At 65.8% G+C, this 3,781-nt stretch carries 3 protein-coding genes and 1 pseudogene; 1 reads left to right on the top strand and 3 read right to left on the bottom strand.

Going from position 1 to position 3,781, the window contains the following annotated elements; genetic code table 11:
- Nucleotides 1-322: 322 nt before the first annotated feature.
- The gene (tyrS, locus tag ACR2JA_RS13565; protein ID WP_434009608.1) at nt 323-1,585 is read right to left on the bottom strand and encodes a tyrosine--tRNA ligase; all 1,263 of its coding nucleotides are present in this window, start codon (nt 1,583-1,585) and stop codon (nt 323-325) included.
- Between the two features lie 204 nt (nt 1,586-1,789).
- Here tyrS and ACR2JA_RS13560 point away from each other — a divergent pair, with 204 nt between their 5' ends.
- Nucleotides 1,790-3,136, top strand: a complete 1,347-nt coding sequence (locus ACR2JA_RS13560) for a peptidoglycan DD-metalloendopeptidase family protein (RefSeq protein WP_434009607.1) — start codon at nt 1,790-1,792, stop codon at nt 3,134-3,136.
- Between the two features lie 84 nt (nt 3,137-3,220).
- Here the strand turns inward: ACR2JA_RS13560 and erpA are convergent, their stop codons facing one another.
- Both erpA and ACR2JA_RS13550 read right to left on the bottom strand, forming a co-directional pair.
- On the bottom strand, nt 3,221-3,586 hold the full coding sequence (gene erpA / locus ACR2JA_RS13555; RefSeq protein WP_434009606.1) for an iron-sulfur cluster insertion protein ErpA: 366 nt from the start codon (nt 3,584-3,586) through the stop codon (nt 3,221-3,223).
- A gap of 89 nt (nt 3,587-3,675) precedes the next feature.
- Nucleotides 3,676-3,781: pseudogene (locus tag ACR2JA_RS13550) on the bottom strand (bactofilin family protein); the annotation flags it as partial.

Below are 3,781 nucleotides of genomic sequence, written 5' to 3'. Positions count from 1 at the left end.
AGGCTGGGGCGCGTTGAGCCTTGCTCACTCCTGCGCCTCCTCCATGGTTGGAAGGGCTGGGGTGTCCGACTCCGCTCATGTCCCCCGGGGCCGCTGCGCGGCCCCTCCTCCTTGACTTCGCTGCGTCGGCCACCCCAGCCCGTCCAACCGACCGCCGGCAGAGGCTCCAACGGTCGAGTGCCAACACATCCGCAGATCGTGACGGATGGGCGTCCTGCAGAGCGAAGTAAAGGAGGAGGACCGGGCACAGCCCGGTCCGGGGGACATGAGCGGCGCAGGGCGCCCAGCCGTCACGATCCCGAAGCAACGCAGGTGTGAAAAATCAGGACAGCGTGACGCGAGCAAACTTCCGCTTGCCCACCTGCACCACGTACACACCAGCGCCCAGCTTCAAGCCCTTGTCGCTGACCACCGACGAGTCGATGCGCACACCACCGCCGTCGATCAGGCGGTTGCCCTCGCCGTTGGACGCCACCAGGCCGGCGGCATTGAGCAGCGCCGCCACGCCCATCGGCGCGCCCGACAAAGAGACCTCGGGAATCTCGTCGGGCACCCCGCCCTTGCTGCGGTTGATGAAGTCCTGCTCCGCCGCGTCGGCCGCCGCGGCGCTGTGGAAGCGTGCGGTGATCTCCTTGGCCAGCATCACCTTCGCGTCCTTGGGGTTGCGGCCGCTTTGCACTTCCTGCTTCAGCGCCTCGATCTGTGCCATCGACTTGAACGACAGCAGCGTGTACCAGCGCCACATCAGCGTGTCCGAAATGGACAGCACCTTGGCGAACATGGTGTTCGGCTCTTCGGCGATGCCGATGTAGTTGTTCTTGGACTTGGACATCTTCTCGACGCCGTCCAGGCCTTCGAGCAGCGGCATGGTCAGGATGCACTGCGGCTCCTGGCCGTACTCCTGCTGCAGGTGGCGCCCCATCAGCAGGTTGAACTTCTGGTCCGTGCCACCCAGCTCCAGGTCAGCCTTGAGCGCCACCGAGTCGTAGCCCTGCATCAGCGGGTACAGGAACTCGTGCACGCTGATCGGCGTGCCGGCGGTGAAGCGCTGGTGGAAGTCGTTTCGCTCCATCATGCGCGCCACGGTGTATTTGGCGGCGAGCTGAATCATGCCCATCGAACCCAGCGGCAGGCTCCATTCGCTGTTGTAGCGGATCTCGGTTTTGGCAGGGTCCAGCACCAGGCTGGCCTGCTTGTAGTAGGTCTCGGCGTTGGCCTTGATCTGCTCGGGGGTCAGCGGCGGGCGCGTGCTGTTGCGGCCGGATGGGTCGCCGATCAGGCTGGTGAAGTCGCCGATCAGGAAAATCACCTGATGCCCCAGGTCCTGCAGCTGGCGCATCTTGTTGAGCACCACCGTGTGGCCGATGTGGATGTCCGGCGCCGTCGGGTCCAGCCCCAGCTTGATGCGCAGCGGCACGCCGGTCTTCTCCGACTTCGCCAGTTTTTTCACCCAGTCGGCCTGTGGGATCAGCTCGTCGCAGCCCCGCAGGCTCACGGCCAGCGCCTCGCGCACACCGTCCGTCAGGTCCCCTCCCGCATTGGTCGGCAGGGTATTACTTTCGGTTTCCATTGGGCTGGGGTTCATACGGGTTTCTTCAGATGTCAGAGAGGCCCTGCCCACTAAAATGGCAGACGCTGCTGGCGGATTTTAGAGCCCGGCTTCCAAGCCGCTGAATCGCCAACCGGCCCGGATCGCTCCGGGCCCCGGAACTTGTCAGAGCCAGCCAGCTCCCAAACCGAATTGTTTTTCGTGCGGCCCTGCGGGCGGCACCGACCGGAACTGTTGTCTATGCGTGAATTCCTGACCTCCCTGAGCCTGCTGGCCAGGGCCGTCGCCCACAGCCTGGAGCGCCACCCTCGGCGCATCATGGCGGGCGTCGGCACCCTGCTGCTGGGCACCGGCGTCACCGCCTTCGGCATCGCGCCGCTGGCCCCCGACGCCGCCGATCTGCCCGTCACCCAGGTGGTGGAAAGCCTGTCCATCGAGCCGCTGGTGCCTGCCGATCTGGTGGCTTCCGTGCCGTTCAACCTGTTCCGCAGCGACACCGTGCGCCGCGACGACACCGCTCAGAGCCTGCTGCAGCGCCTGGGCGTGCGCGACAGCGCTGCGCTGGCCTTCCTGCGCGATGACGCCCTCTCGCGCCAGTTGTTCAGCGGCCGCGCCGGCAAGCTGGTCACGGTGGAAACCGATGACCAACACCAGTTGCTGCGGCTGACAGCCCGCTGGCTGCCGGACGACGAACGCAGCTTCAACCGGCTGGTGCTCGAACGGGGTTCGCAAGGCATGAGCAGCCGGATGGAGGTTGGCGAGCTAACCCCGTCCACCCGACTGGCCGGCGGCGAGATCCGCAGCTCCCTGTTCGCCGCCACCGACGCCGCGAACCTGCCCGACAGCGTGGCCGTGCAACTGGCCGAGATGTTCTCCAATGACATCGACTTCCGCCGCGACCTGCGCGTGGGCGACCGCTTCAGTGTGGTGTACGAGGTCCTGCAGGCGGACGGTGAGCCGATGCGCGCAGGTCGCGTGCTCAGCGCCGAATTCGTCAACGCCGGTCGTGCCCACGACATGGTCTGGTACGAAGAGCCTGGCCAGAAGGGCGCGTACTACGGCTTCGATGGCCAGAGCACCCGCAAATCCTTCCTGGGCTCGCCCCTGGCGTTCACCCGGGTGAGCAGCGGTTACGGCATGCGCTTCCACCCCATCTCGGGCCAACAGAAAGCGCACCTGGGTGTGGACTACGCGGCCCCCACGGGCACGCCGGTGCGCACCATCGGCGACGGCGTCGTGACCTTTGCCGGTGTCCAGCGCGGGTATGGCAACGTGGTCGAGATCAGCCACAAGGACGATCAGTCCACCCTGTTTGCCCACCTCAGCCGCATCGATGTGCGCAAGGGCCAACGCGTCAGCCAGGGCGATCTGGTCGGTGCCGTCGGCTCGACCGGCGCATCCACCGGCCCCCACCTGCACTTCGAGTTCCGCGTCAAAGGCCAGCACCAGGACCCGCTGATGATCGCGCGCAACAGCGAGAACATCCCCATCAGCCCCGCGCTGCGCGCCCGCTTCGATGCGGTGGCCCAAGCCCAGCGCCAGCAGCTTGACGCGGCCGCCAGCCTGCAGCAGGCCAGCGCCGAATAAACCCGTCCGGCGGCTGCCAACCTGCCGGCTGGCCACAAAAAAAGAGCGCCTCGGCGCTCTTTTTTTGTGGCCGACGGAGAACCGTCAGACGCTGAAGCTCGACCCGCAGCCGCAAGTGGTGGTGGCGTTGGGGTTGCGGATGACGAACTGCGCGCCCTCCAGATCTTCCTTGTAGTCGATCTCGGCGCCCACCAGGTACTGATAGCTCATGGCGTCGATCAGCAGCGACACGCCGTTCTTGCTCATCGTGGTGTCGTCTTCGTTGACCACCTCGTCGAAGGTGAAGCCGTACTGGAAGCCGGAACAGCCACCGCCCTGCACGAACACGCGCAGCTTCAGGTCGGGATTGCCCTCTTCGGCCACCAGCTCGGCCACCTTGGCGGCGGCACTGTCGGTGAAGATCAAGGGGGCGGGCATTTCGGTCTGGACGTTTTCAGCAACAGCGCTCATGGTGGTTTCCTTCAAGGGGGCGAAGCACCGGGGTCAACACCCCGGGACAACAGGTGGCAAATGCTAGTGCAAATCGCCCGAACAGGCGATCAGCCGTTGTTTGCCGCCAATTTCAGTGTGGGTTTGTCTTCCGCCGTGCCAGCCGTGGGTTTGAGCTGACCGGCGATGGTGGCGCCCTGGTGCATCTCCAGCGCC

The sequence above is a fragment of the Hydrogenophaga sp. genome (genome assembly GCF_051007235.1).
Lineage (GTDB): Bacteria > Pseudomonadota > Gammaproteobacteria > Burkholderiales > Burkholderiaceae_C > Hydrogenophaga.
This window is presented reverse-complemented; position numbering and strand designations above follow the sequence as displayed.

What these genes read in the sequence shown, in the direction of transcription:
- tyrS (WP_434009608.1), bottom strand. Translation starts at nt 1,585, where the DNA reads ATGAACCCCAGCCCAATGGAAACCGAAAGTAATACCCTGCCGACCAAT.
- ACR2JA_RS13560 (WP_434009607.1), top strand. Translation starts at nt 1,790, where the DNA reads ATGCGTGAATTCCTGACCTCCCTGAGCCTGCTGGCCAGGGCCGTCGCC.
- erpA (WP_434009606.1), bottom strand. Translation starts at nt 3,586, where the DNA reads ATGAGCGCTGTTGCTGAAAACGTCCAGACCGAAATGCCCGCCCCCTTG.